Below are 24,376 nucleotides of genomic sequence, written 5' to 3'. Positions count from 1 at the left end.
CGGCCGTTGCGGAACTGGCCGGGGAATATCGAAAGCATGTAAGACAATTGCCGCAAACTCGCGTTTGCGGTGACGGGGTCGTTTTGCCTTGCAATCGTGATGAGACCAGTTCCGTTGCCGGCCCGAATATCGGGGGTTGGTTGCGGGCAAGGGGAGTTCGACCAAGTGACAGGTAATTCGGCGGGTCAGGGCGCAAATCAGACAGTGAAGAAATCGAAGGCAGGAAAAGTGGTGATGGAAGAGGATCAGGAAGCCGTAAATTTGGCGGCGGACTGGGCAGACATCAGCCAGGGCCTGCGCAAGGACCTGGGACACCAGGCTCACAGCCAGTGGATCAAGCCGATCCAGCCCGGCAACTATTGCAAGGAAACGGGTACGCTCGATCTGTACCTGCCGACCGAGTTCTCGGCGAATTGGGTCAATGACCGATTTGCCGATCGCCTCTCGCTGGCATGGAAGATCGCCCGTCCCGACGTGCGCCACGTGCGCATTCTCGTTCACCCGGGCCGTCGCCAGCTGCCCGAGCTGCGTCTCGGCCATGGCGGCCGTCCCAGCCACGCGCCGGCGAACGATTCGGTCGTGGGTGCAAGCGACGCGATCTCGGCGGCGCTGAGCGGCGATGCCTTCGCGTCGCTGGGTCAGGGGCCGGCAGGCATCGATGCGTCGCAGACCTTCTCGACTTTCGTGACCGGCACCGCCAACGTGCTCGCCTGCAATGCCGCGCAGCGCATGGCAGCCGGTGAAAAGCCCCAGTTCTCGCCGCTTTACCTCAAGGCAGCGACCGGACAGGGCAAGACGCACCTGCTCCACGCGATCGGGCATGCCTACCTTGCGAACCACCCGCATGCGCGGATCTTCTACTGCTCGGCAGAGCGCTTCATGGTCGAATTCGTCCAGGCGCTGCGCCAGAACCAGATGATCGAGTTCAAGGCGCGCCTACGTGGTTTCGACCTGCTGCTGGTGGACGACATCCAGTTCATCATCGGCAAGGCCTCGGCGCAGGAAGAGCTGCTCTACACGATCGATGCCCTGCTTCAGGAAGGCAAGCGCCTCGTCTTCGCAGCCGACCGCGCGCCCCAGGCGCTCGACGGCGTCGAGCCGCGCCTGCTCTCGCGCCTGTCGATGGGCCTCGTCGCCGACATCCAGCCGGCCGACATCGAACTGCGCCGTTCGATCCTCGAGAACCGCCTCCAGCGTTTCTCCTCGATCGAGGTCCCGGCCGACGTCATCGAGTTCCTTGCACGGACGATCAACCGCAACGTGCGTGAACTCGTCGGTGGTCTCAACAAGCTGATCGCCTATGCCCAGCTTACCGGGCAGGCCGTCTCGCTGCAGCTGGCCGAGGAACAGCTCACCGACATCCTGTCGGCCAACCGCCGCCGAATCACCATCGACGAGATTCAGCGCACGGTCTGCCAGTTCTACCGGATCGACCGGACCGAGATGAGTTCGAAGCGCCGCGCGCGTGCCGTGGTTCGTCCGCGGCAGGTCGCCATGTATCTCGCCAAGGTGCTGACGCCGCGCTCCTACCCGGAGATCGGCCGCAAGTTCGGCGGACGCGATCACTCTACGGTGATCCATGCCGTGCGCCTGATCGAGGAACTGCGCACCCGCGATGCCGACATGGACGGCGACGTCCGTTCGTTGCTGCGACAGCTGGAAAGCTGAGTTTTCCCGGGCTTGCCCCGGTAAATTCACAGGGTTCCCAACAGGGATATCCCATGAGGAGCGCGAAAGGTTCGAGCCTTTCGCGCTCCTTGCGTTTGGACATTTGACGCCCGCGGCCCGATAACCCGTAAAAGCGCAAAATCACCTTACAAGAAATTAATCTCCATTTTTCAGATGGTTCGAAAATTCAATTAACTATTGGAAAAGCACTTCCCGTTACTTTTCGAGTAGAAAGGCCGAATTGCAACGAGAAGGCACCCCCCCCATGCGCTTCTACCGAGCCACGACATTCTTGTTCCCGCGCAATTACGAATGGCGGATCCTCCTGATCTGCTTCGGCGCAGTTCATGTCCCGCTGATCGCCTACGTCAGCCTGCAAGTCATCACCGGTGAGTGGCAACCGACCGCCCTCATCGCCCTGCTCCTGGCGACATTGCTGGGCACCGGGTTTGGGATCGCCGCGATCCACGCCCTGCTCTCGCCGATCGCCCGGGCCACGGCAATGCTCGAGGCTATCCAGAACGGCGAGCGCATATCCCATATACCGGACGGCGGCAGCGATCTCGTCGGGCGCCTGCTCCATGGCGTCGCGACCGCCGCCAACGAGTCCGCTGCGCGTATCGAACAACTGGTCACCGCAGCCGAACGCGATGCCCTGACCGGCATCCGCAACCGCCGCGGTTTCCTCGATGCAGCCGAGAAAATCCTGCAGGGCAACGCCAATGCCGTCCTCGCCTTCATCGACATCGACCACTTCAAGCTCATCAACGACCAGTTCGGCCACGATGCCGGCGACTCGCTGCTGCGCGCGCTGGCCAAACGCCTTGAAGGGGGGCTGCGCCGCACCGACGTCGCCGCGCGCTGGGGCGGCGAAGAATTCGCGGTCCTTTTTCCCGACACCCAGCTCGACGAGGCCCGCCTCGTGCTTGAGCGCCTGCGCGCCTCGATCGCGCTCGACTGCGAACTGGGGCAAGACAGCTGGCCGGTCACCTTCTCCTGCGGGCTGGCGCCGCTGCGCAGCTTCGCCGAACTGGGCGATGCAACCAGGCGAGCGGATGCGGCGCTCTATGTCGCCAAGGCGCGCGGACGCAATCGCCTGCAGATCGCCGAGGAGGAGGAGCTCGAAGAGGAATGATCGCGCGGCAGGCTCGCCCCCTGCCCCTCGCCTTCCTCCTTTCCCCGGCCTCGCTCCTGCTCTAAGCGGGCCGCATGGCTCCCGGTCTCACCCCTTCGTTGCCCGCCACGTTCTGGCAGGCTGCCCTGCGCGGAATTCGCAGCAGGTGCCCCCGCTGCGGGGAAGCACCGCTGTTTCGCAAGTGGCTCAAACCGCTCGACGCATGCCCGCATTGCGGAATCGACTGGAGCCCGCAGCGGGCTGACGATTTCCCGGCCTACATCGCGATCATCGTCACCGGCCACCTCATGGCGCCGCTCATCATCGCCCTGTCCAAGGACTTCGACCTGGGCCCCGCGGGCATGTTCGCGATTCTTGTGCCGCTGGCGCTGGCGATGATGCTGGGCATGCTGCAACCTTCCAAGGGCGCAGTGATCGCCGCGCAATGGTGGTATGGGCTGCACGGCTTCACCAGGGAACGGCTGCCCGAGGGCCAGGATGCCAAGGCGGGTTCGGACAAGATATGACTCTCACACCGGATCGACTTGAACGGTTCGCCCGGCACATCGTGCTGCCCGAAGTGGGCGGCGCCGGTCAGATGGCGCTCACCGATGCGCACGTGGTGCTTGTCGGCTGCGGCGGGATCGGCAGTCCTGCCCTTCAATACCTCGCCGCAGCCGGCATAGGCCGACTGACCCTGGTGGATGACGACGTCGTCGACGTCAGCAACCTCCAGCGCCAGACGATTTTCACGCCGTCTGATATCGGCAAGCCCAAGGCGGAAGCGGCAGCCGAATGGGTGCGGCGTTTTGATCTTGGCCTTGAGGTGCGTGCGATCGTCCAGCGGGTGGGAATTGACAACGTCGCACAGATCCTCGCCGGCGCGAGCGTCGTACTGGACGGTTGTGACAACTTCGCGACTCGCCTTCTGGTGTCAGATACCTGCGTCAAACTGGGGCTGCCCCTGACGAGCGCCGCGGTGGGTCGCTTCCAGGGTCAGGTCGCGAACTTCGCCGGGCACCTGTCCGACCAGCCCTGCTACCGTTGCTTCGTGGGCGATGCCTTCGATGCCGAAGATTGCGACACTTGCGCGGCCGACGGCGTATTGGGCGCGATGGTAGGCATGGTCGGCACATTCGCGGCCATGCATGCCATGCGCGTCCTGCTTGCCGGGCAAGCCGCGCTGGGCGTGCCGCAGTTCGGCACGCTGCAACTTATCGACGGGCAGGCCCCTTCGATGCGACCGCTGCGAATCGCCAAGGACCCCAACTGCAAGGGCTGCGGCTCCACGCGCTGAGGCCGCACCGGTCCCGGCCTCATTGCCGGGCCAGCAGTTCATCCACCCAAGCCGGGACCACTTCGGTGGCCGGGCCGTGCCGCGCCTCGTCGAACCAGCCGGTCCCCTGGCTCGGCTCCAGATTGAGTTCAAGCGTTGCCGCGCCCAGATCCCGCGCATTGCGCACGAATCCGGCGGCGGGGTAGACCGCACCGGATGTGCCGATCGACACGAACAGATCTGCATCACGCAGCGCCGCGAAGATCTCTTCCATGCCGTAAGGCATCTCGCCGAACCATACGACGTCGGGCCGAAGCGCGGCCTCGCCGCACTCGGGACAGGGGGGACGGTCCAGCAGCGGGCCGGTCCACGGCGAACGCACGTCGCAGGCCGTGCACCATGCATTGAGATGCTCGCCATGCATGTGCAGGACCCGGCTCGCCCCCGCCCGTTCGTGCAGGTCGTCGACGTTCTGGGTGACGATCAGCAGTTCTCCCCGCCACTCGGCGTCGAGACGGGCAAGCGCGTGATGCGCGGCGTTGGGCTGCCTGGTCTGGATTGCCTCGCGCCGCATGTCGTAGAAGCGCAGGACAAGCTCCGGATCGCGCGCGAACGCCTCGGGCGTCGCCACGTCCTCCACCCGGTGCTTTTCCCACAAGCCGCCACCGTCGCGAAAGGTATCGATGCCGCTTTCGGCGGAAACGCCGGCGCCGGTGAGGATCACGATATTGCGAATCTGGTTCATGCAAATTCCCGTAACATCACCCCGACCTTGTTTCAGGGGCCATTTTTCGCCATGCGCAGGACAAAGTCTGGGGCACGAACCACGCCGAAACAAGTTCGGCTTGCCGCCCCCATGGAGATTATAACGTGGCACGCATCGGAATCATCGGCAGCGAAGGACGCATGGGTCGCGCAATCGCGGAAGCGATCGGTGCGGCGGGCGAGGAGCTGGCTGGCGGAGTGGACAAGGACGGCGACATCGCCGCACTGGCCGTTAGGGCCGATGTGCTGATCGATTTCTCCAGCCCCGGTGCCCTCGAAGGCAATCTCGAGGCGGCGATCGCGGCGAACAAGCCGATCGTCATCGGCACCACCGGGCTCGAGGAACGCCACCACTGGCTGATCGACACGGCGGCCGAATCGATCCCCGTGCTGCAGACCGGCAATACTTCGCTGGGCGTCACCCTGCTGGCGCATCTCGTGCGCGAGGCCGCGAGTCGCCTGGGCGAAGACTGGGACATCGAGATCGTCGAAACGCACCATCGCATGAAGGTCGATGCGCCTTCGGGTACTGCGCTGCTGCTGGGCGAAGCCGCCGCCAAGGGGCGCGGCATCGCCCTGGCGGACAATTCCGAGCGCGGCCGCGACGGCATCACCGGCAAGCGCGGAACCGGCACGATCGGCTTTGCCGCCTTGCGCGGCGGCACCGTGGCGGGCGATCACACCGTCCACTTCCTGGCCGATAACGAACGCATCGCCGTGTCCCACATGGCCGAGAACCGCGGCATCTTCGCACGCGGGGCAGTCAAGGCGGCGCAGTGGATGCTGGAGCGCAAGCCCGGCCGCTACACGATGCCCGAGGTTCTCGGGCTCTAAGGCGCGCTCCGGTGAAGAAGGACAACGTCTTCGAGTTCTTCCGGCGCCTTGCCGAGCTCAACCCCTCGCCCGAGACGGAGCTGGAATTCGGCAATACCTACCAGCTCCTCGTCGCCGTGGTGCTCTCGGCGCAGGCGACTGACGTCGGCGTCAACAAGGCGACCCGCGCGCTGTTTCGCGAGGTAAAGACGCCTGCGCAGATGGTCGCACTGGGCGAAGCCGGGCTGAAGGAGCACATCAAGACGATCGGCCTGTTCAACTCCAAGGCCAAGAACGTCATCGCCCTGTCCGAGATCCTGGTCGAGCGTTACGACGGCGAAGTCCCGCAGGACCGCGATGCACTCGTCGAATTGCCTGGCGTCGGCCGCAAGACCGCGAATGTCGTGATGAACTGCGCCTTCGGGGCCGAGACCTTTGCGGTCGACACCCATATCTTCCGCGTCGGCAACCGCACCGGTCTTGCCAAGGGCAAGACCCCGCTCGCGGTCGAAAAGCAGCTTGAGAAGAAGGTGCCTGCCCCGTTTCGCGTCGGCGCACACCACTGGCTGATCCTGCACGGCCGCTACATCTGCAAGGCCCGCAGCCCGGAATGCTGGCGCTGCCCGGTCGTTGACTTGTGCGCCTACAAGCCCAAGATCATGGAGAAGGGAGCCGCGAAAAAGGCTTCCTGACAGGAGGTTGCCATGAAGCGTTCCGTCGCATTGTCGATTGCCGTGCTGCCGCTGGCACTTGCCGCCTGCGCGAAGACCGCGCCGGGTGAGGCCCCGCCGGCGTCACCGGCCGCCGAAGTCATCGGCAAGGCCGTCAGCTGCCTGCCGCTCACCAGCTATTCCACCACCCGCATCCGCGATGACTGGACCATCGATTTCATCGGCGGCGCAGGCAGCAAGGTCTGGCGCGTCACCCTGCCCCAGCGGTGCGCGGGCCTCAAATCGGCCGACAGCTTCAGTTTCGAAACCTCGCTGACCCAACTGTGCAGGAACGACATCATCTATCCCATCCGCCAGTACGGCGGCCAGTATCAGCGCCAGGGGGCCTGCGGACTGAGCGACTTCGTTCCGGTCAAGCTGCTCGACAAGTAAACCGGTCCGGCGACGGGCGCCGGACGAACGCCTAGACGTCGTCGGCGCTGATCATCTTTGCGCGGTCGATTTCGTTGGTCATGACCGCAACCGCCGTCGTCACCGCCGAATCGCCGGTGACGTTGGTCGCGGTGCGCATCATATCCATGATCCGATCCACCCCGGCAACGAAGGCGATGGTCTCCAGGGGAACGCCGACCGCCCCGAACACGAGCGCCATCATGATCAGCCCCGCTCCCGGAATGCCGGCCGCGCCGACCGAGCCCAGCGTCGCGAGCACCGAGATCAAGATGTAATCCGAAAAGCCGAGATGAATGCCGAAGATCTGCGCGCCGAAGAGCGTCGCCAGACCCAGGTACATCGCCGTACCGTCCATGTTGATCGTCGCCCCCAGCGAGACGACGAAGCTTGCGGTGGAGCGGCTCACGCCGAGATTGCGCTCTGCACAGCGCAGGGTCACCGGCAAAGTCGCATTGGAAGAGGCAGTCGAAAAGGCGACGGCCATGGCATCGATGATGCCGCGGAAAAAGTGACGGACCGGCAGGCGGGCAAGGAACTTTATGATCGAAGCGTACATGACACCGATGATCAGCAGGCAGCCGAGGTAGTTGAGCACCACGAGCTTGGCCAGCGCGACGAGGGCATCCTGCCCCAGTGTCCCGGCCACCCATGCCATCAGCGAAAAGACGCCGAAGGGGGTCAGCTCCATCACGATCATCGTCACTTTCTGCATGACGATCGAGCCGCTGTCGAAAACGCGGACGAGCGGTTGGCCTTCCTCCTTGGCCATGACGATGCCGATGCCGATCAACAGGGCGAAGACGATGAGCGGCAGTACCTGCGCATCGGCCATGACCTTGACCGGGCTTTCCGGCACCATCGAGAGGATCATGTCGACCGCACTCGTCGCAACCGGCTCAGGCGTCGCGCCCGCCGCAATTGCGCTCGTGTCGAGGCCGACACCGGGCGTGAAGATCGTGCCGAGGGCCAGGCCGAGCCAGACGGCGATCTGACTGGTCACCACGAACAGCACCATGGCCCGCCAGCCGACCGCGCCCAGCTTGCGCAAGTCGCCGATGGATGCGATGCCGCCGACGATCGAGACGAAGATGAGCGGCACGACCAGCATCTTGATCGACTTGATGAAGAAATCGCCGATCCACTTGATCGATTCGGCTTCAGGCCCCCACAGCAGGCCGGTAATCACACCCAGCACCAGTGCAGCGACCACGCGCTGCCAGAGGGGCACGGCAAACCAGAAACGCAGCATCGATTACCCCTTCCGGCACCGCGGGAAGTGCCCCGCAGGCCATTGGCCGTCACCGCGAAGGGGCGACGCAATCCAGATCATCGCCCAAGGCTCGCAAGCGCGGGGCGATAATTCAAGCCTTCAGAGCGTTTTGTACCGTCCTTCGATAGATCCGGGTCAGAACCTCGAGGTCTTCCACCGCCACGGCCTCGTCGCGCTTGTGCATCGTCGCGTTGCACAGGCCGAATTCGATGACCGGAGAAATGTCCTTCAGAAAGCGCGCATCGGACGTGCCGCCGCTCGTCGACAGTTCCGGCTCGATGCCGGTTTCGGTGCGGATCGCGTCGGCCAGGAGGTCGGAGAACGTGCCCGGCTCGGTCAGGAACGCCTCGCCGGAGATCACCGGGCGCGCTGTGCCGCCGTGCTTCTCGGCGATCTCGGTCACCCGTGCGCCCAGTTGCGCGCCGGTATGCAGGTCGTTGAAGCGGATCGAGATGCGCGCCATCGCCTTGGCGGGGATCACGTTGTGTGCCGGGTTGCCGACGGTGATGTCGGTCACTTCGAGGTTCGAGGCCTGAAACCAGTCCGTCCCCTCGTCGAGCAGCAGCGCGTTGAGTTCGGCCAGCATCGCGACCAGCGGCGTGATCGGATTATGCGCGAGGTGCGGGTAGGCGACGTGGCCCTGCGTTCCCTCGACCTCGAGGAATATGTTCACCGAACCGCGGCGACCGATCTTCATCATGTCGCCGAGACGATTGACCGAGGTCGGTTCGCCGACGAGGCACAAGTCCGGAATGTCTCCGCGTTCGCGCATCAGGTCGATCAGCGCGACCGTGCCGAAGCGGGCCGGGCCTTCTTCGTCGCCTGTAATGACGAAGCTGATCGTCCCGGCTTCCTGCGGGATCTCGCGCGCGGCCGCGACCATCGCAGCGATCGAACCTTTCATGTCGACGGCACCGCGGCCATAGAGCAGCTCTCCACGCCGCTCCGGCATGAACGGAGCGCTGGTCCAGCCCTCTCCCGGCGGAACGACGTCCAGGTGCCCGGCGAAGGCGAAGTGACGCGAGCCCTCGGGGCCCTTGCGGATCGCGAAGAGATTCTCGACCGGACCATCGGGCGCCTCGCCCGCAACGAAGCGCACGACTTCGAACCCGAGCGGCTCGAGCTGACCTTCGAGACAGTCGAACACCATCCCCATGGCGGGGGTGACGCTCGGGCAGGCGATCAGGGCTTCGGCAAGCTCGGCAACGCTTGCAGTGGAAGGCGCGGTCTGGGACATATCGCGGCCCATCGCACATGCCTGCGGCCTTGACCATAGGCGGCAAGGAGGAAGTCATGCCGAAAATCGATCTCGATGCGATTCCGCAGTCCAATGCCACCGGCTATCCCGCCCCCTTCGACAAGGCCGTAGAGGGCCGCTGGTGGAAGCGCCTCGCCCCTGCGGGCGGGCTGACCGAGATGGGCGCAAGCCATGTCGTCCTGAAGCCCGGCGCTTGGTCCAGCCAGCGGCACTGGCACGAAGGCGAGGACGAGCTGCTCGTCATGCTGAGCGGCGAGGCCGTGCTGATCGAGGACGAAGGGCGCACCGTGCTGCGCGCAGGCGACATCTGCGCCTGGCCCAAGGGCGTGGAGAACGGGCACCACCTCGTCAACGAGAGCGGGCAGGACTGCGTGTTCGTCGCCATCGGTGCCGGCAGGAATACCTGCGGGTCCTATCCGGACATCGACATGATGTGGAACGAGACAGGCTACGTCCACAAGGACGGCACGCCCTATTGAACACGCGCAGGTCCTCTCGGGGGCCGCTCAGGTCGCGGGGACCTCGAACTGCTCGATCACCCAATCCTCGGATTCGGCAGCACCGACCCACTGCTGCATCCATTCGTGTTCCCAGACCGCCTGCATGTAGGCCTGGGCGAAACCGGGGACGCCGACACCGTAAGTCAGGAACCGGCTGACGACCGGGGCGTAAAACACGTCCGCGGCGCTGAACGTTCCGAACAGGAACGGCCCGCCGCCGCCGAAGCGCGCCCGCGCCTCGGCCCACAGCGTCAGGATACGCACGATGTCGCCGCGCACCTCGTCATCCACCTGCGCGCCTTCCACCCGCGCACGCACGTTCATCGGCAGCGAGCGACGCAGCGGGAGATAGCTGGAATGCATTTCGGCGACCATCGAGCGCGCCATCGCCCGGGCATCGTCCGGCTTGGGCCAGAAACGGTCGCGGCCGACCTTGTCCGCCAGATAATCGACGATGGCGAGGCTGTCCCACACGACGGCCTCGCCGTCCCACAGGATCGGCACCTTGCCGTGCGAAGGCGCAAGTTCGCCCTCGTTCTTGCGCTGGTCCCAGTCGTCCCCGTAGATCGGGACCGTCAGCTCCTCGAAATGAAGGCCGGATTGTTTGCAGGCCAGCCAGCCGCGCAGCGACCAGCTCGAATAGTTCTTGTTGCCGATGATCAGCTTCACAGGCGGCGGTCCCTCTCGCTTGAAGGCCGGACCTAGAAGTTAAGGCGTGCCGTGTCGAGGGCGAACCGGGACGCAAGGCCCCTTCCCGCCGCCGAAGCGCGCGATCAGAACAGCAGCGTCAGCCAGTAGAACAGGGCGCCGACGATCGCGCTGGCGGGAATGGTGATGAACCATGCCACGATCACCCGGCTCGCCACGCTCCAGCGCACCGCGCTGGCACGCCGCGCCGCGCCTGTGCCGACGACCGAACCGGTGATGGCATGGGTGGTGGAGACCGGAATGCCCAGCGCGCTGGCGCCGAAGACGACGATCGAGCCGGCCGAAGAGGCGCAAAAGCCGGAGTGGTGGTTGAGCTTGGTCAGCTTGGAGCCCATCGTCTTGATGATCTTCCAGCCGCCCGAAAGAGTGCCCAGCGCAATCGCGGTGTAGCACGAGAGGACGACCCATTCGGGAACGTGGAAGTCGCCCGAAAGGTGGCCCGTCGAGTAGAGCAGCACGGCGATGATGCCCATGGTCTTCTGCGCGTCGTTGCCGCCGTGGCTGATCGAGTAGGCCGCCGAGGACAGCAGGTGCAGCCCCTTGAACACGCTGTTCGATCCACGCGGGGATGCGCCCTTGAACAGCCAGCTCGTCACCAGCATCAGTGCCATGGCGATGACGAAGCCGATCATCGGCGACAGGAAGATGGCGACGACCGTCTTGGTCGTGCCCGCGCTTTCGACGACGCCCGGCCCCGCCGCGGCGATGCCGGCGCCCAGCAGGCCGCCGATCAGCGCGTGGCTGGAGCTGGAGGGAATGCCCTTGAGCCAGGTCACCACGTTCCAGAACATCGCCCCGACGAGCGCCCCGAAGACGACCGCAGGCGTCACCGCATCCTTGTCGATGATGCCCTTGCCCACCGTTTCGGCGACATGGAGGCCGACGAAGAAATAGGCCGCGAAGTTGCCCAATGCAGCGAACAGGACGGCGACGACCGGCGAAAGCAGGCGCGTTGCCACGACCGTGGCGATCGCGTTGGCGGCATCGTGCAGCCCGTTGAGGAAGTCGAAGGCCAGCGCCAGCGCGACGAGGCCGATCAGCAGCGGCAGGGCGAGACTATGATCCATGGGGGCAGGAAATCGGCGTCAGGCGTGATCGATGACGAGACCGTCGATCTCGTTTGCGAGGTCTTCGAAACGGTCGACCACGCGCTCGAGACGCTTGAACATCTCCTGGCGGACGAAGAAGTGCAGCGGATCCTTGCCCGTGCTCTGCTTGAACAGGCGCTTGAGACCGGCGGCGTGGATCTCGTCGGCATGGCCTTCCATGCGCACCAGTCGCTCGGTCAGCTCGTGCAGGCGATGGCCGTTGTCGGCAACCTTGCGTAGCAGCGGCATGGCCTCGGCGGTCAGACGCGCCGAATCGACGATGATCGCGGCCATGTCGCGCATTTCCGGCTCGAAGTCGGTAATATCGTAAAGGTCGCAGGCGCCGGCCACCTGCTGCATCTCGTCGATGGCATCGTCCATCGTCGTGATCAGGCTGGTGATCGAGGAACGGTCGAACGGGGTGAGGAAGGTACGACGCACCGTGTGGAGCACTTCGCGGGTGATCTCGTCGGCGTCGTGCTCGCGCTCCTCGATCTCGCGGATGTGCTGGTTGCGGCCGGCGCCGCCCTGGGCAAGGCGCGCAAGAGCGTCGGCGCCGGCCACCAGCGTGGCGGCCTGCTGCTCGAACAGCTCGAAGAAGTTCCCCTGCTGCGGAAGCAGCTTCTGGAACCAGGCAAACATGGCATTGACCCCTGTCTTGTCGGCAACCGCGTCGAACAGCCGGCTGCCTTGGGTAGCGGCCCGAAACTCCCGGGCGCCGAAACTGCGGATGAGTGCGGCGAGGTCTTCCTCGTCCACGGCATTGGCGGCATCGGTCAACGAGAACCAGCGCCGGTCACGCTGGTGCTGCTCGTCCCAGGTCGAGAGTTCTTCCGTCACCGCGAAAGGAAACACGTCGACGTCGGCCCATACCGAGGCGCCCGAATTGCGGCGCTTGCGATAGCGATAGGACCCCAGCGGCGTCGGACAGACCGCACCGATCACTCCAGCCTCTTCCTCTGCCTCGCGGGCAGCGGCGGCATGCGGCTGGAGGTTCTTCATGAGGTTGCCCTTGGGCATCACCCAGCGACGCGTCTCGCGCGAGGTGATCAACAGGATCTCGATCGGTGCATCCACCGCGGGTCCCTGTGTACGATAAGGCAGAACGGCAATCTGGCGCAGTGGCAAGACTATCCTCCTTCCTCAACACGCACTGGCGGGCCCCCTAGGGGACTCTTGAGTGTCACGCAATCGTCATATTCCGGGATTTCCCCGGAGTCGCCCAGCGGCACGGCATACCGGGCCTGCGGGAATATCGCACAAGATCGCCCACCGAACCCGATAATTCGATGAATGTCAGTAACGTAGTCTTCGCAAGGGCCCGATTCAGATTTCGGAATCGGCCAGCACCGCAGCGCGCAATTCGGCGATGCCCATGCCCTTTTCGGAAGAGGTAATGTGCACTTCCGGGAAGGCCGCAGGGTGCTTGCGCGCCTCGGCCACGGTCTCGGCGTGGACCTTTTCCAGCTCGGTGGCCTTGATCTTGTCGGCCTTGGTCAGGACGATTCGGTAACCGACCGCGGCCTCGTCGAGCATCTTCATCATCTCGGCGTCGACCGCCTTCACGCCATGGCGCGAATCGACGAGCAGCAGCGTGCGCTTGAGCACCACCCGGCCGCGCAGGAAGTCGCGCACGAGGCGTCGCCACTTCTCCACCACGGCCGGCGGGGCCTTGGCGAAGCCATAGCCCGGCATGTCGACGAGACGGAACTGCAGCGGCTCGCCGACCTCGAAGAAGTTCAGCTCCTGAGTACGCCCCGGCGTCACCGAGGTGCGCGCAATCGCCTTGCGCCCGGTCAGCGCATTGAGCAGCGAGGACTTGCCGACATTGGAGCGGCCGCAGAAAGCGATCTCCGGCACGTCCGGATCGGGCAGAAACTTGAGCGCGGGCGCGCTCTTCAGGAACGTTACCGGTCCTGCAAAGAGCTTGCGCGCGCGCTCGGTGAGTTCTTCGAATTCCTCGCTCACGGGGTCTGTCCGATCAGGCCTTCACGCGCTTCTTGTCGCCCGCGTCCTTCTCGGCCTGGGCCTTGAGCTGCGGATGACGGCTGTAGAGGAACTTCTGCTGCGCGATGGTCAGAAGGTTGGAGGTAATCCAGTAGACCAGAAGGCCCGAAGCGAAGGGTGCCATGACGAACATCATGAACCACGGCATGATCATGAAGATCTGCTGCTGGGTCGGGTCCATCTGCGCCGGGTTCAGCTTGAACTGCAGGAACATGGTGATGCCCAGCAGCAGCGCCAGCACGCCGATGGCCAGGAAGCCCGGCGGGTCGAACGGCAGCAGGCCGAACAGGTTGAGGATGTGCAGCGGATCGGGCGCGGAAAGGTCCTTGATCCACAGCACGAAGGGCTGGTGGCGCATCTCGATGGCCAGGATCAGGGTCTTGTAAAGCGCGAAGAACACCGGGATCTGAAGGAACATGGGGAGGCAGCCCGCAAGCGGGTTCACGCCTTCCTCCTTGTACAGCTTCATCACTTCCTGCTGCTGCTTCTGCTTGTCGTCCTTGTAGCGTTCCTGCAGCGCCTTCATCTTCGGCTGGATCGCGCGCATCGCGGCCATCGAGGCGAACTGGCGCTGGGCGATGGGGAACATGATGCCGCGCACGATCAGCGTGAGCAGGATGATGGCGACGCCGAAGTTGCCGACAAGGCTGAACAGCTTCACCAGCAGCCAGAAGATCGGCTTTTCGAACCAGCGGAACCAGCCCCAGTCGATGGCGAGGCCGAAGTTGGTGATGCCCTGCTTCTCATAGGCGTCGAGCACGTTGTGCTCCTTGGCGCCGGCGAAAAGCTTGGTGGTGCGCGAGAGGCGCTGGCCGGGCTGCACGACGCTCTGGTCGTAGATCAGGTCGGCGCGGAACAGGTTGTTTCCGAGCGAACGGAACGTGCCTTCTGCCTTGGAACCGACCGGGGCCAGGGTCGACATCCAGTAGACGTCGGTAAAGCCGATCCAGTCGGTGCTGCCCGCGTCCTTGACCGTGCCCTTGTCGGACACGTCGCTGTAGTTCGTCGAGAAGCTCACCGAACCATCGAACGCGCCGATCGGGCCGGAGTGGACGTTCCAGGTGTCGAGGCTGGCGGTCTGGTCGGTGCGGTTGACGAGGCCGAACGGCTGCACGGTGATGGGCGCAGAGCCGGTGTTGTCGACCGTCTGCTCGGCCGTGATCATGTAGTTCCTGTCGATCGCGAAGCGGATCGAATAGGTCTGGCCGCTGCCGTCGTTCCAGCTCAGCGTGACCGGACTGGACGGCGTGAGCTTCGCGCCCTGCTGCGCGGTCCACACGGTCTTGGCATTGGGCGTGGCGACGCCGCTGCCGACCCAGCCGAACTGGGCGAACTGCTGCGCGGGGGTGCCGGCGGGAGAGAAGATGCGGACCGGGCCCGAATCCTTCTTCACCGTCTCGCGGTGGCGATTGATGACGAGGTCGTCGACGATCGCACCGGTAAGGTTGATCGAGCCCGAAAGGCCCGGAGCCTCGATCGGCAGGCGACCACCTCCGGCCAGCGCGGACTTCAGGTCCTGCCTTTCGAGCGCGACGTCGGCCGCATCGCGCAGACCACCCTCGCGAGTCGGCTTGATCGAGCTCGACGGACTGGATGCCTTTTCGGCGCCACCGGCCTGCTCGACCTTCGTCGGCGTCTTGGCCTGCGGGTAGAAATAGCCGACCCCGGCTTCCCACCCGAAGAGGACAAGCGCGGTCAGCAGGACCGCGAGGATGATATTACGCTGATTTTCCACGAAGACGTTTTCCTGTCGAGTTCCCGCCAGTGGCGACGCGAGACGCGCCGCCTGTATTGCATCGTTCAGTCCGGGACGGGATCATAGCCGTGCCCACCCCACGGTTGGCAGCGCAATAGACGCTTGAACGCGAGCCAGCCACCCTTAATCGCACCATGTTTTTTCACCGCCTCGATCGCATATTGCGAGCATGACGGCGAGTAGCGGCAGGTGGGCGGCATGATCCGCGAAGGCCCCCACTGCCAGGCCCGGGCCACGGCAATGAGAATGAAGCCGGGAACCGCTGCGATAAAGGCCAGTGCCCTTTTCACGGCGTGCCTGCGCCCCCGGGCCTGGCGGCACTCCTGCTGCCGCCACGACCTTTGCCGCCACCCTTGCGCCCCCTCGCACTGCGAGGCGGATCGCCCTTGCCTTCCCGTGCGCGGCCGAGAGCCGCCACCAGTTCCTCACGCAAGCGCGCAAAATCGCGCTCCACGCCGTTATCGCGACCGATCAGGACATGGTCGGTATCGGCAAGGCCATGCTCGGGCAGCAACTCGCGCAACAGCGCCCGAAAGCGCCGCTTCATGCGGTTGCGCACCACCGCGTTGCCGATCTTCTTGGTAACGGTGATCCCGGCACGCTGCCCCTTGCCGCCATTGGCATTGGCAAGCAGGACGAAACCCGGCCGCGCTACCCGGATGCCGCGATTGGCGGCGAGGAAGTCCGCGCGGCGGGACATCGTGGTGTAGGCGGCGCTCATGCCAGGGCTCTATCGCAATCCGGGGCGCTGCGGAACCGCGTCTGTCGATTCGCGAATCCCTGCCAGCTGCAAACGGCATCGGCCCGCGCCTCCGTCCGGTTCCCCGTCTAGCGGGAAGCCGGATGGAGGCGCGGGCCGGTGCGTGTCCAGCCGTGAGGCTGGATCAGATCAGGCCGAGAGCTTCTTGCGGCCGCGGGCGCGGCGAGCGCGAAGCACCTTGCGGCCGCCGACGGTCGCCATGCGGGCGCGGAAGCCGTGACGGCGGGCGCGGACAAGGCGGCTGGGCTGGAAAGTGCGCTTCATGTCAGTCCTCGAAATTCAACAAGCGGCCCCGAAAGGCCCGAACAAAATCCGATCGCCCATGCAGACGACCGCAAAACAGAAGCGCGCCGTTACTGGAGCCCCGGAACAGAGTCAAGGCAAAGGCGCGTGGCGGGCACATCGATTTCATCGTCCGGACCTGCCCGATGCACCCGGCCCGCATGGCAGTCCGGGCTGTGCATGACAATAGAGGGTCAAGCATGGTAAGTTATTAACTAACAGTTAGTCGGCTCGGCGACCAACTGCTCCATTCGGTCCGGGGGGATACGAATTCGCAAGTATCTTGCCCTCGCTTCCCGCGGCCCCTGAACTGTGGGTGAAACAGTGCCGATGCAACGGAAAGAAGACATAGGCGTATTGGTGGGCTGGTCTTCTCAGGACCTGGGCACCAACTTGGTCGTCGACCTCCAGACGTTTGAGAAAACGAACTGGAAAGCGGGCGAAGAACCTGATCATACACGGATTTTCCTGACCAAGAGCCAGGCCGCGGTGCTGGCCAACTACCTGCTGAAAGCCTCCGGCTCGCTCACCCCCGCCAAGCGCAAGGGGTTCCTGCACTCGTTGTTCGACTAGCCACCGATCGGTCGAATGGGCGGCGCTTTCAGGGAGACCGAACGACTCAGGCTCCGGCCCGGTCCAGCGTAACCCACAGGCCCATTTCACTCGCGCCGAACCAGCGGGCCGATTCGAACGGGACCGAATTGGTCATGGCATAAAAGGCCCGGGCCTCGATCGGGCTCATGCCCATCTGCTCGTAATAGACGATGTAGCGCCGATTCTCCGGCGCATTGGCAGCATAGTCATCCGGTTCCAGACCGGTATCGTCCATCCAGGAATGGACTGCGAATTCGGCTCCGGCGTCGGCATATCGCCGCGCTCCCGCCAGAAACAGCTCGACACCGCCCGACCGGACGGAGCCGCCCGCCGGCACATGGGTGGCGATTCCCTTATCGCGGATCATCCGCCCCAATCGCAGGTTGGCAAGGTCGTCCTCGGTACCGGGGCATTCGATCATTTCGATCATGCCGATGCCCGGATAGTCCTTTAGCATGGCGGCGAACTGGGCGGGGCTGCGGGCATCGGTGACATCGACAAGCGCGGCATGGCCGTGGTCCAGAACGCGGAACGGGCCATAGGCGGCGATCCCCTGCGGGATCGCGGCAACCTCCCCCTGCAGTATGCGCTCGCCGCCGTCGCCGGCATGATCGGCATCCACATCGACGACCTCATAGGTGATCTCTTGTGCCGACAGGGGGGACAAGACAGTCAGAGCCACCAGGGCGAGGATCGCAGCGGTCGAGCGCATGCGCGCGAAGATGCGTCCCCGCCACTTACCCAAGCCCTGAGCGATTCAGTTAAAAGCGTGTAAGGGATAAATTCGGTAGCTGCGCCCGCCCCCGGCTTCTGCAAGGATCGCGTCGTCCAAAACACGGATTTGCAAGGAAAAAGGGCAAAGGGGTGGTCTCACTCGTCGCGACGGTCGCCTACCTCGGGCTGGAGGCGCGCGCTGTCGAAGTGCAGTGCCAGGTCGCACCGGGAATGCCCGGCTTCCATCTCGTCGGCCTGCCCGACAAGGCGGTGGGCGAAAGCCGCCAGCGGGTGAACGCCGCGCTCACCTCGATGGGCCTCGCGCTTCCGCCCAAGCGCATCACGATCAATCTCTCTCCTGCGGACCTGCCCAAGGAAGGCTCGCACTACGACCTGCCGATCGCACTTTCGCTGCTGTCGGCGATGGGCGTAGTCGATGCCGAACAACTGGCCGACTTCGTGGCCGTGGGCGAACTCGCGCTCGATGGCAGGGTGATTCCCTCGCCCGGGGTGCTGCTTGCCGCGCTCCACGCCAGCGAGACGGAAAAAGGACTGATCTGTCCGGCCGCGCAAGGCAGCGAGGCCAGTTGGGTGAGCGGCGGCAGCAACGGCGTGCCGGTGCTGGCAGCGCCGGATCTCGTCAGCCTGCTCAATCACCTCAAGGGCACGCAAGTCCTGCGCCCGCCCGAACCGGGCCGCGCCGACCCGGTACCCCGCGGGCCGGACCTCAGCCAGGTAAAGGGCCAGGAAACCGCCAAGCGCGCGCTCGAGATCGCAGCGGCCGGGTCGCATAACCTGCTGATGGCAGGCCCGCCGGGTGCGGGAAAGTCGCTGCTTGCCTCGTGCCTGCCCGGCATTCTGCCGGAGCTAACCGCCGCCGAAGCGCTGGAAGTCTCGATGGTCGCCTCGGTCGCCGGGACGCTGGAGGACGGCCGCATTTCCCGCGCCCGCCCCTATCGCGCCCCTCACCACTCCGCCTCCATCGCCGCGCTGACCGGCGGCGGGCTGAAAGTCAGGCCCGGAGAGATCTCGATGGCCCACCTTGGCGTGCTGTTCCTCGACGAACTTCCGGAGTTCCAGCGCGCCGTCCTCGATTCGCTGCGCCAGCCGCTGGAAACCGGCGAAGTCACCGTCGCGCGCGCGAATGCCCATGTCACCTTTCCCGCGCGGGTCCAGCTTGTCGCCGCGATGAACCCGTGCCGCTGCGGCCACCTGGGCGATCCGGCGCTGGCCTGTTCGCGCGCACCGAAGTGCGCTGCGGATTACCAGAGCAAGGTTTCCGGCCCCCTGCTCGATCGTATCGACCTGCATGTCGATGTCGATCCGGTCCGCGCCGTCGACCTCGCCCTGCCCCCGCCGCAGGAAGGTTCGGCCGAAGTCGCCGGGCGCGTCGGCCGCGCCCGCGCCATCCAGTCGGCTCGCCTCGAAGGCACGCCCGCGCGCACCAATGCCGAACTCGACGGAGACCTGCTCGAACGGCACGCGACGCCGGACGATGACGGGCGACGGCTTCTGATGCAGGCCGCCGAGGCCATGCGCCTGTCGGCCCGCGGCTATACCCGCGTCCTGCGCGTTGCCCGGACGATCGCCGACCTTGCCGGATCGAAGCAGATCGGCAGGATCCACGTGGCGGAAGCCCTCAGCTATCGCCGGCAGCCGCCGCGCGCCTGAATTACCGGGCTACGATATTCCCTAAAGCCCCGCCGACATGACGGCGCAGCCTCATTCATGCGCAATCGGCGACGTCTAGCTGGCGCAGGACCTCGGCCACGACCCGAGGATCGCTTGCGAAGCCCAGGTGGGTACAGCGCACCGAGACCGCCCGGTCGCGCTCGTCGGCCCAACCGCAGGCCGAGCGGGGATGGATCACACCGTCGCGCGGGCTCCACAGGGCAATCGTCGGCACCGGCGGCTTGATCGCGAAATCGACTTCGATCGGAGGCTTGTCCACCGCGTGGCCGGTGACGACCTGATAGGCACGCCAGGCATTGTTGTTGCGCGGGTCGCCCGAGAAAGGCGTCCCCATCGTGATCACCTTGGCGACGTTTTCGGGCTGGCGCTGCGCGATTTCGCGCGCAAACAGGCCACCCAGGCTCCAGCCGACCAGCGCCACCGGGCTGCGGTGCTGCCGGGCGAGTGCACCGACCCGGCGCATGAGATAGGCGAAATTGTGCTGGTTGGGCCCGAAGTTGATACCCAGTCCCCATTCGTGAACCGAATGCCCGGCCTCCGCCAGCGCATCGGCCATCGGCCTCATCCGGTTCGGATGCGCTCCGAAACCGGGAAGCAGCATGACCGGTTGGGGATGCGCGGACTTCGCCACCGCGATAGGCTTCGGCCGCCCGCGCCTGAGCGAGGCCAGCTCTGCCAAAAACAGGCGAAGCGAGGGCGCGCGGGCGCCTTCCGGGCGCGGCTGGCGAGCGAGCGCGGCGCGGCGGACCAGCGCCTCGCGCAGCCCCTCAAGTCCATTCTCGGCCCGCCCGTCGTTCATGCCTTACCTGTTTTCCTTAGCACCTGTCCTGCTTGACCGATTGTTCAGGATTCGCAGTCGCCCAGCCGCGTCGTCGTCATGTGCATCGCCATCTTGGCCATGCGATCACCCATGCCCGGCAGCGACTGTTCCATATCGAGTTTCACGTCGGAGCCTTGGGGGCTGACAGTGCCGACCATCGTCGCCTTCGCGGTTGCGCCGGACTTGTCCTTGCACTCCATGCGGGCATTGAGCGTGCCGCCGCTGACCTCGAATTGCGAGTAGCTGCACTGGCTGTCGCCCGGCAGGGAATCGAGCATGTCCTTGTAGCCCTTGTCCGCCTCCGCCTGGGTCAGGCAATAAGTCCGGGGCGGGATGTTCGCCATCATCTGCTTCATCTGGCCCGCGTGCTCATCGCTCATGCCGGGCATCTCGAACTTGGTGAACTCTACCGTCTGGCGGTACTGGCCGGGCTGCGGCGGCTCCAGCTTCGCGGCTTGCGCCTGCGCCGCGGAAGCCTGCTCCTGCGGGTTCTTCGGCGCTTCCTCGTTCGAACCGCACCCCGCAAGCGCGAGGACCGCAAAGACCGCACCGGCAATGGCAAACACTCGAGTCATTTCCCGTCCTCCCGTTGGACCGAACTGCCAAGGGGGTAACATCGCGCTGCCCGGGCTGCCAATGATTCACGCTCGGTCATTGCGACCTCACCATATATACCCCATATGTTCCGCCATGGCCGAACTCGTCATCCGCCGCGGGCTCGAGGAACCCGATACCTCGGGCACCTTCGTTCCCCACAAGCCGCAGCGACCCGAAAAGTCTCTACCGGGCAAGAAGTTCCGGATCGTCTCCGATTACGAACCGGCAGGCGACCAGCCGACCGCCATCGCGGAACTGGTGCAATCGGCACAGGAAGGCGAGCGCACGCAAGTGCTGCTCGGCGTGACCGGTTCGGGCAAGACCTTCACGATGGCCAAGGTTATCGAGCACCTGCAGCGCCCGGCGCTCATACTCGCGCCCAACAAGATCCTGGCCGCCCAGCTCTATTCCGAGTTCAAGGACTTCTTTCCGGATAACGCGGTCGAGTACTTCGTCTCCTACTACGACTACTACCAGCCCGAGGCCTACGTGCCCCGGTCGGACACCTACATCGAGAAGGAAAGCTCGGTGAACGAGGCAATCGACCGGATGCGCCACTCGGCCACACGCGCGCTGCTCGAACGCGATGACGTCATCATCGTCGCTTCGGTCTCGTGCCTCTACGGCATCGGCTCGGTCGAGACCTACTCGGCGATGATCTTCGACCTCAAGGTCGGCGAAACGCAGGACCAGCGCGAAATCATCCGCAAGCTCGTTGCCCTGCAGTACAAGCGCAACGACGCCGCCTTTACCCGCGGCACCTTCCGTGTGCGCGGCGACAATCTGGAAATCTTCCCCTCGCACTACGAGGACATGGCCTGGCGCATCTCGTTCTTCGGGGACGAGATCGAGGAAATCTCCGAGTTCGATCCCCTGACCGGCAAGAAGGGCGCGGCGCTGGAGAAGGTGCGGGTCTACGCCAATTCGCACTACGTCACCCCGGGTCCGACGATGAAGCAGGCGAGCGAGGCGATCCGCTTCGAGCTGACCGAGCGGCTCAAGGAACTGGAAACCGAAGGCAAGCTGCTCGAGGCCCAGCGGCTGGAGCAGCGCACCAACTTCGATCTGGAGATGATCGCCGCGACCGGGTCGTGCAACGGCATCGAGAACTACTCGCGCTTCCTCACCGGGCGCATGCCCGGCGAACCGCCGCCGACGCTGTTCGAGTATCTGCCCGACAATGCCCTGCTGTTCGTCGATGAAAGCCACCAGACGGTGCCGCAGATCGGCGCGATGGCGCGTGGCGACCACCGTCGCAAGCTGACCCTTGCCGAATACGGATTCCGCCTGCCCTCCTGCATCGACAACCGCCCGCTGCGGTTCAACGAATGGGACGCGATGCGCCCGCAGACCTTCGCGGTTTCGGCCACGCCCGGCGGCTGGGAAATGGAGCAGACCGGCGGCGTCTTTGCCGAACAGGTGATCCGCCCGACCGGCCTCATCGATCCGCCCGTGACGATCCGCCCGGTCGAGGATCAGGTGCAGGACTGCATCAACGAGTGCAAGGAAACCGCCGCCAAGGGCTATCGCACCCTCGTCACCACACTGACCAAGCGCATGGCGGAGGACCTGACCGAGTTCATGCACGAGGCGGGCGTGCGGGTGCGTTACATGCACTCCGACGTGGAGACGCTGGAACGCATCGAACTGATCCGCGATCTTCGCATGGGCGTCTATGACGTGCTGGTGGGCATCAACCTGCTGCGCGAGGGCCTCGACATTCCCGAATGCGGCCTGGTGTGCATCCTCGATGCCGACAAGGAAGGCTTCCTGCGCAGCGAGACCTCGCTGATCCAGACCATCGGGCGCGCCGCGCGCAACGTCGATGGCCGCGTGATCCTCTATGCCGACCGCATGACCGGATCGATGGAGCGCGCGATCGCCGAAACCGACCGCCGCCGCGAGAAGCAACAGGAGTTCAACGAGGCCAACGGGATCACTCCGCAGACGATCAAGCGCCGTATCGCCGACATCGTCGCCGACACCGCCAGCCGCGACGGCGTGGTCGTCGATCTCGAGGATGGCGAGCGCAACGAACTCGTCGGGCACAACCTGCGCGCCTATATCGAGGAACTGGAACAGCGCATGCGCGCCGCCGCAGCGGACCTCGAGTTCGAAGAGGCCGGCCGTCTGCGCGACGAGATCCGCCGGCTCGAGGCCAGCGAACTCGGCCTGCCGGATGCCGAGAAGAAGGCCCCACTGGTCGGCCGCTCAAACGAAGGCAAGCCCGGGACGCGCAAGATGCGCTACGGCAAGACGCAAAGGAAGTTCGGCCGCTAGGCGCAGCCAGAGCCGGAAAGTCAGCCGATAACGCCAACTTGCGGGGCCTTTCGCCAGGCCCGCGGATTATTTGCCGTCGACAGGAAACAAGTCGCGGGCGATAGTGTTCCTAGGTCACACGACGCCGCGCGCGACCACGAGTTAACTGACACCAGGCCCCGTCCGTCCGCGCGATCGGGGTCTTTGGGTGGTGTACCGGCTGACCGGAGAGAGCGCGAAGACCTTGATGCACCGACTGGCCAGTTTCGACGTCACGGCGAACATACCCGACGAGAACCGGCGGATCGTCGCCCAGATCGGCTTCGGCGTCGTCTGCGCCCTGGCGATGATCGCCCTGCGCGCTGCCATCAGCATGTGGGCGCCGACGTCCGGGCCCTTCGCCCTCGTCTATCCCACGATCCTGATCGCCACGCTCTATGGCCACTGGCAGGCCGGCGGGGTCGCCTACCTGATCAGCTTCTTCTGGGCCTGGTGGATTGTGCTGCCCAAGGCCCATTCATTCCGGTTCGAAATCGCCACCGACCCTCCGCGCGTGGCCATCAACGCCCTCGCCGTCCTGATCGTGCTGGTGCTGGCGGAAATATTCCGCCGCGCGGTTCACCAGGTCACTCGCGCACGTGACGCCGAACTGGAACGGCGCCAGGTACTCATGCGCGAACTGGAACACCGCACCAAGAACAACTTCGCCCTCGTTGCCAGCCTGCTTTCGCTACAGCGTCGGCGGCACGACAACCCCGAAATCGTCGAAGCGCTCGATCAGGCGATCGGCCGCGTCGACACGTTCGCCCGCGCCTACGAGAACCTCAAGCTCACCGAAGCGGAGGGCTCCTACGTGCCGATGCGCCAATATGTCGGCGATGTCGTTTCCCGGGTATCGGCCGGGGCCTTTCACGACGAGGTCACTATCGAGGTCAGGGCCAGCGACTGCGAACTGCCGCAGCAGACCGCCGTCGCCATCTGCCTGTTCATCAACGAAGCGCTGACCAACAGCGCCAAGTACGCCTTTCCCGACGGCGCTGCCGGCAAGGTCAGCGTGATCTTCACCGGCAACGAGGACAACTGGGACCTCAAGGTCGTCGACGACGGGGTCGGTTCGGCCGAAGAGGCCCGCCAGCACAAGGCTGCGGGAACCACCGGCATGGGGCTTGGCCTGATGGAAGCCTTCGCCCGCCAGGCCGAAGCGGAATATTCCGTAGGCGGAGCGACGCAAGGACGCACGGTTCACTTGCGGCGGCGCAGCGGGGAATAGCCTCAGCGCCCCCTTGCGAGCGACGACCCGGACGATAGAGT

The 24,376-nt window shown here is 65.0% G+C and carries 26 protein-coding genes; 12 read left to right on the top strand and 14 right to left on the bottom strand.

What is annotated here, in order from left to right:
- Nucleotides 1-234 precede the first annotated feature (234 nt).
- The 4 genes from dnaA (at nt 235) to SPHV1_RS08170 (ending at nt 4,079) form a co-directional block, all read left to right on the top strand.
- Nucleotides 235-1,668, top strand: a complete 1,434-nt coding sequence (dnaA, locus tag SPHV1_RS08185; protein ID WP_054945538.1) for a chromosomal replication initiator protein DnaA — start codon at nt 235-237, stop codon at nt 1,666-1,668.
- Between the two features lie 265 nt (nt 1,669-1,933).
- Nucleotides 1,934-2,803: a GGDEF domain-containing protein gene (locus SPHV1_RS08180; RefSeq protein WP_054945537.1), complete on the top strand. Its 870-nt coding sequence runs from the start codon at nt 1,934-1,936 to the stop codon at nt 2,801-2,803.
- A 74-nt stretch (nt 2,804-2,877) separates the two neighbouring features.
- A complete protein-coding gene (locus tag SPHV1_RS08175; protein WP_054945536.1) occupies nt 2,878-3,309 on the top strand; it encodes a DUF983 domain-containing protein in 432 nt (143 codons plus the stop codon).
- Nucleotides 3,306-4,079 carry a HesA/MoeB/ThiF family protein gene (locus SPHV1_RS08170; RefSeq protein ID WP_054945535.1) on the top strand — a complete coding sequence of 258 codons (774 nt, stop codon included), beginning with the start codon at nt 3,306-3,308 and terminating at the stop codon, nt 4,077-4,079. Before SPHV1_RS08175 ends, SPHV1_RS08170 begins: the two co-directional genes overlap by 4 nt.
- A gap of 19 nt (nt 4,080-4,098) precedes the next feature.
- Here SPHV1_RS08170 and SPHV1_RS08165 read toward each other — a convergent pair whose 3' ends face one another.
- Complete coding sequence (locus tag SPHV1_RS08165; protein ID WP_054945534.1) at nt 4,099-4,803, bottom strand: NAD-dependent deacylase; 705 nt, start codon at nt 4,801-4,803, stop codon at nt 4,099-4,101.
- Nucleotides 4,804-4,928: 125 nt separating this feature from the next.
- Between SPHV1_RS08165 and dapB the strand changes: the two genes are divergently transcribed.
- From dapB to SPHV1_RS08150, 3 genes are read left to right on the top strand one after another with little or no spacing between them, the layout of a single operon-like run.
- Nucleotides 4,929-5,657, top strand: coding sequence for a 4-hydroxy-tetrahydrodipicolinate reductase (dapB, locus tag SPHV1_RS08160; protein WP_054945533.1), 729 nt, complete (start codon nt 4,929-4,931; stop codon nt 5,655-5,657).
- An 11-nt stretch (nt 5,658-5,668) separates the two neighbouring features.
- Entirely contained in the window at nt 5,669-6,328 is a 660-nt protein-coding gene (nth, locus tag SPHV1_RS08155; RefSeq protein WP_054945532.1) for an endonuclease III, read from the top strand.
- A gap of 12 nt (nt 6,329-6,340) precedes the next feature.
- Entirely contained in the window at nt 6,341-6,739 is a 399-nt protein-coding gene (locus SPHV1_RS08150) for a hypothetical protein (RefSeq protein WP_054945531.1), read from the top strand.
- A gap of 31 nt (nt 6,740-6,770) precedes the next feature.
- On the opposite strand, the gene SPHV1_RS08145 is transcribed toward SPHV1_RS08150, so the two are convergent.
- Together SPHV1_RS08145 and dapE are read right to left on the bottom strand one after the other, a co-directional pair.
- Nucleotides 6,771-8,009: a dicarboxylate/amino acid:cation symporter gene (locus tag SPHV1_RS08145; RefSeq protein ID WP_054945530.1), complete on the bottom strand. Its 1,239-nt coding sequence runs from the start codon at nt 8,007-8,009 to the stop codon at nt 6,771-6,773.
- A gap of 112 nt (nt 8,010-8,121) precedes the next feature.
- The gene (gene dapE, locus SPHV1_RS08140; protein ID WP_054945562.1) at nt 8,122-9,267 is read right to left on the bottom strand and encodes a succinyl-diaminopimelate desuccinylase; all 1,146 of its coding nucleotides are present in this window, start codon (nt 9,265-9,267) and stop codon (nt 8,122-8,124) included.
- Nucleotides 9,268-9,323: 56 nt separating this feature from the next.
- On the opposite strand from dapE, the gene SPHV1_RS08135 reads away from it, so the two are divergent.
- Entirely contained in the window at nt 9,324-9,767 is a 444-nt protein-coding gene (locus SPHV1_RS08135; protein ID WP_054945561.1) for a cupin domain-containing protein, read from the top strand.
- 27 nt (nt 9,768-9,794) lie between these two features.
- On the opposite strand, the gene SPHV1_RS08130 is transcribed toward SPHV1_RS08135, so the two are convergent.
- The 8 genes from SPHV1_RS08130 to rpmH all read right to left on the bottom strand — a co-directional run bounded on the left by SPHV1_RS08130 (nt 9,795) and on the right by rpmH (nt 16,371).
- On the bottom strand, nt 9,795-10,457 hold the full coding sequence (locus SPHV1_RS08130; protein WP_054945529.1) for a glutathione S-transferase family protein: 663 nt from the start codon (nt 10,455-10,457) through the stop codon (nt 9,795-9,797).
- Nucleotides 10,458-10,561: 104 nt separating this feature from the next.
- Entirely contained in the window at nt 10,562-11,563 is a 1,002-nt protein-coding gene (locus SPHV1_RS08125; protein ID WP_054945528.1) for an inorganic phosphate transporter, read from the bottom strand.
- 18 nt (nt 11,564-11,581) lie between these two features.
- Nucleotides 11,582-12,706, bottom strand: coding sequence for a DUF47 family protein (locus SPHV1_RS08120; protein WP_079730355.1), 1,125 nt, complete (start codon nt 12,704-12,706; stop codon nt 11,582-11,584).
- Nucleotides 12,707-12,910: 204 nt separating this feature from the next.
- Nucleotides 12,911-13,552 carry a ribosome biogenesis GTP-binding protein YihA/YsxC gene (gene yihA, locus SPHV1_RS08115; RefSeq protein WP_054945527.1) on the bottom strand — a complete coding sequence of 214 codons (642 nt, stop codon included), beginning with the start codon at nt 13,550-13,552 and terminating at the stop codon, nt 12,911-12,913.
- 13 nt (nt 13,553-13,565) lie between these two features.
- A complete protein-coding gene (yidC, locus tag SPHV1_RS08110) occupies nt 13,566-15,326 on the bottom strand; it encodes a membrane protein insertase YidC (protein WP_054945526.1) in 1,761 nt (586 codons plus the stop codon).
- A 65-nt stretch (nt 15,327-15,391) separates the two neighbouring features.
- A complete protein-coding gene (yidD, locus tag SPHV1_RS24345; protein ID WP_083835240.1) occupies nt 15,392-15,637 on the bottom strand; it encodes a membrane protein insertion efficiency factor YidD in 246 nt (81 codons plus the stop codon).
- Nucleotides 15,634-16,068 (bottom strand): ribonuclease P protein component, encoded by a 435-nt coding sequence (gene rnpA / locus SPHV1_RS08105; protein WP_054945525.1) that lies wholly within the window; start codon nt 16,066-16,068, stop codon nt 15,634-15,636. Before rnpA ends, yidD begins: the two co-directional genes overlap by 4 nt.
- A 168-nt stretch (nt 16,069-16,236) precedes the next feature.
- Nucleotides 16,237-16,371 carry a 50S ribosomal protein L34 gene (gene rpmH, locus SPHV1_RS08100; RefSeq protein ID WP_007012267.1) on the bottom strand — a complete coding sequence of 45 codons (135 nt, stop codon included), beginning with the start codon at nt 16,369-16,371 and terminating at the stop codon, nt 16,237-16,239.
- Nucleotides 16,372-16,719: 348 nt separating this feature from the next.
- Here rpmH and SPHV1_RS08095 point away from each other — a divergent pair, with 348 nt between their 5' ends.
- A complete protein-coding gene (locus SPHV1_RS08095; protein WP_054945524.1) occupies nt 16,720-16,962 on the top strand; it encodes a hypothetical protein in 243 nt (80 codons plus the stop codon).
- A 46-nt stretch (nt 16,963-17,008) separates the two neighbouring features.
- On the opposite strand, the gene SPHV1_RS08090 is transcribed toward SPHV1_RS08095, so the two are convergent.
- Nucleotides 17,009-17,728, bottom strand: a complete 720-nt coding sequence (locus tag SPHV1_RS08090; protein WP_369817883.1) for an alpha/beta hydrolase — start codon at nt 17,726-17,728, stop codon at nt 17,009-17,011.
- A 119-nt stretch (nt 17,729-17,847) separates the two neighbouring features.
- Here SPHV1_RS08090 and SPHV1_RS08085 point away from each other — a divergent pair, with 119 nt between their 5' ends.
- Nucleotides 17,848-19,368: a YifB family Mg chelatase-like AAA ATPase gene (locus SPHV1_RS08085; protein WP_054945523.1), complete on the top strand. Its 1,521-nt coding sequence runs from the start codon at nt 17,848-17,850 to the stop codon at nt 19,366-19,368.
- A gap of 55 nt (nt 19,369-19,423) precedes the next feature.
- On the opposite strand, the gene SPHV1_RS08080 is transcribed toward SPHV1_RS08085, so the two are convergent.
- Together SPHV1_RS08080 and SPHV1_RS08075 are read right to left on the bottom strand one after the other, a co-directional pair.
- Complete coding sequence (locus SPHV1_RS08080) at nt 19,424-20,188, bottom strand: triacylglycerol lipase (RefSeq protein WP_054945522.1); 765 nt, start codon at nt 20,186-20,188, stop codon at nt 19,424-19,426.
- A gap of 44 nt (nt 20,189-20,232) precedes the next feature.
- The gene (locus SPHV1_RS08075) at nt 20,233-20,784 is read right to left on the bottom strand and encodes a DUF3617 domain-containing protein (protein ID WP_054945521.1); all 552 of its coding nucleotides are present in this window, start codon (nt 20,782-20,784) and stop codon (nt 20,233-20,235) included.
- A gap of 115 nt (nt 20,785-20,899) precedes the next feature.
- Here SPHV1_RS08075 and uvrB point away from each other — a divergent pair, with 115 nt between their 5' ends.
- Together uvrB and SPHV1_RS08065 are read left to right on the top strand one after the other, a co-directional pair.
- On the top strand, nt 20,900-23,086 hold the full coding sequence (gene uvrB, locus SPHV1_RS08070; RefSeq protein WP_054945520.1) for an excinuclease ABC subunit UvrB: 2,187 nt from the start codon (nt 20,900-20,902) through the stop codon (nt 23,084-23,086).
- Between the two features lie 226 nt (nt 23,087-23,312).
- Nucleotides 23,313-24,335, top strand: coding sequence for a sensor histidine kinase (locus SPHV1_RS08065; protein WP_054945558.1), 1,023 nt, complete (start codon nt 23,313-23,315; stop codon nt 24,333-24,335).
- Nucleotides 24,336-24,376: the final 41 nt, after the last annotated feature.

Origin of the sequence: Novosphingobium sp. KN65.2 (assembly GCF_001368935.1) — a bacterium.
Lineage (GTDB): Bacteria > Pseudomonadota > Alphaproteobacteria > Sphingomonadales > Sphingomonadaceae > Novosphingobium > Novosphingobium mathurense.
The sequence above is the reverse complement of the archived record's forward strand: the minus strand, read 5'-3'. Positions and strand labels throughout refer to the sequence as shown.

Bases quoted from the DNA above. Each gene is read 5' to 3' on its own strand.
- dnaA (WP_054945538.1), top strand. From the start codon at position 235: ATGGAAGAGGATCAGGAAGCCGTAAATTTGGCGGCGGACTGGGCAGAC.
- SPHV1_RS08180 (WP_054945537.1), top strand. From the start codon at position 1,934: ATGCGCTTCTACCGAGCCACGACATTCTTGTTCCCGCGCAATTACGAA.
- SPHV1_RS08175 (WP_054945536.1), top strand. From the start codon at position 2,878: ATGGCTCCCGGTCTCACCCCTTCGTTGCCCGCCACGTTCTGGCAGGCT.
- SPHV1_RS08170 (WP_054945535.1), top strand. From the start codon at position 3,306: ATGACTCTCACACCGGATCGACTTGAACGGTTCGCCCGGCACATCGTG.
- SPHV1_RS08165 (WP_054945534.1), bottom strand. From the start codon at position 4,803: ATGAACCAGATTCGCAATATCGTGATCCTCACCGGCGCCGGCGTTTCC.
- SPHV1_RS08150 (WP_054945531.1), top strand. From the start codon at position 6,341: ATGAAGCGTTCCGTCGCATTGTCGATTGCCGTGCTGCCGCTGGCACTT.
- SPHV1_RS08145 (WP_054945530.1), bottom strand. From the start codon at position 8,009: ATGCTGCGTTTCTGGTTTGCCGTGCCCCTCTGGCAGCGCGTGGTCGCT.
- dapE (WP_054945562.1), bottom strand. From the start codon at position 9,267: ATGTCCCAGACCGCGCCTTCCACTGCAAGCGTTGCCGAGCTTGCCGAA.
- SPHV1_RS08135 (WP_054945561.1), top strand. From the start codon at position 9,324: ATGCCGAAAATCGATCTCGATGCGATTCCGCAGTCCAATGCCACCGGC.
- SPHV1_RS08125 (WP_054945528.1), bottom strand. From the start codon at position 11,563: ATGGATCATAGTCTCGCCCTGCCGCTGCTGATCGGCCTCGTCGCGCTG.
- rnpA (WP_054945525.1), bottom strand. From the start codon at position 16,068: ATGAGCGCCGCCTACACCACGATGTCCCGCCGCGCGGACTTCCTCGCC.
- rpmH (WP_007012267.1), bottom strand. From the start codon at position 16,371: ATGAAGCGCACTTTCCAGCCCAGCCGCCTTGTCCGCGCCCGCCGTCAC.
- SPHV1_RS08095 (WP_054945524.1), top strand. From the start codon at position 16,720: ATGCAACGGAAAGAAGACATAGGCGTATTGGTGGGCTGGTCTTCTCAG.
- SPHV1_RS08080 (WP_054945522.1), bottom strand. From the start codon at position 20,188: ATGAACGACGGGCGGGCCGAGAATGGACTTGAGGGGCTGCGCGAGGCG.
- SPHV1_RS08075 (WP_054945521.1), bottom strand. From the start codon at position 20,784: ATGACTCGAGTGTTTGCCATTGCCGGTGCGGTCTTTGCGGTCCTCGCG.
- uvrB (WP_054945520.1), top strand. From the start codon at position 20,900: ATGGCCGAACTCGTCATCCGCCGCGGGCTCGAGGAACCCGATACCTCG.
- SPHV1_RS08065 (WP_054945558.1), top strand. From the start codon at position 23,313: ATGCACCGACTGGCCAGTTTCGACGTCACGGCGAACATACCCGACGAG.